Raw genomic sequence first — 1,015 nt, forward strand, 5'->3', positions numbered from 1 at the left:
ATCCCCCGATTGGATGTATCCCTCAATGTTGGAGAACAAAACAGATGTGGCGCTTCCTTTCGCAAATACCCCATTAAGTGCGCCGCGTGCTTGGCCTGCACGCTCTTTCATCACGATCACAGAGATCAACGCATCACCAAGCGTACCTAGCTCTCGGCTTTGAGTCTGTGCAATCAAAACGTCAATGTTGTCGATGATGAGCTGATTCAGATTGGAGTAATAACCAAAAGGTGCAATTTGAGGCGAAAGGCGATCAACCCCTTGTCGAACCTGATTGAGTCGATTGAGCTGTACTTGGACATCTTGGAGTAAGTCGTAGCTATCGCTGCTGCTAATTAATGGCGTGTTAAGTTGAACCAATGAATTGACCGCGTCATCGACTTTTTTTCTTTGCTGAGTCAGCTTTTGCACGATTTCAGTTTTGCCTTGGCTACCCAGCACGCCGGCTGTTAGTCCACGCTCGACAGCGAGATTATGCGCAAGGTTGTCGTAGTGGGTGATTAAGGTCACTAGCTGCTGATCTTTCAGGGCTTGGTGGGACTGAGTGTTTAAATTGATGGTGTGCTGAACCGCAAGAAAAATAGCAAGTAATAATGGGACGCCTGCAACAACACTGACCATGATATAGAGGGGAAACTGACGAACGAACGCAAACATAGAGCTCTCCTAGGTACCAACCGTGAAATCCATTTACTGAGGTATTTTTCCTCATTAATTAGCAGTATAGGGTAAAAATATGAAAGCTAATGGATAATCATAAAGTAGTAGTTGGTTTTTTGCTGAGAAAGTGATTAGTAGCAATGTAACAAGTGGCATATTTGCATGTTATTGCATTTTGCAAATGCAATTTGCGAAAGTGCTGGTTAATAATGCGTCGATATGCACCTGGATCTATTAAAAAACGGCTTTTTTAAAGTTGGCACGCATCGTGCTTTATCTAGAGTGACCCTTATTAAGCCGAGGGTCACCTAGCCAACTGACGTTGTTAGTGAATACAAATTGTTCACAAGTATAT

At 43.5% G+C, this 1,015-nt stretch carries 1 protein-coding gene; it reads right to left on the minus strand.

What is annotated here, in order from left to right:
- Positions 1 to 657: nitrate- and nitrite sensing domain-containing protein (locus tag R8O11_RS25345; RefSeq protein ID WP_318194627.1), on the minus strand; the 657-nt coding region annotated here is incomplete at its 3' end.
- Positions 658 to 1,015 lie beyond the last annotated feature (358 nt).

The sequence above is a fragment of the Vibrio sp. 1288 genome (assembly GCF_033344475.1).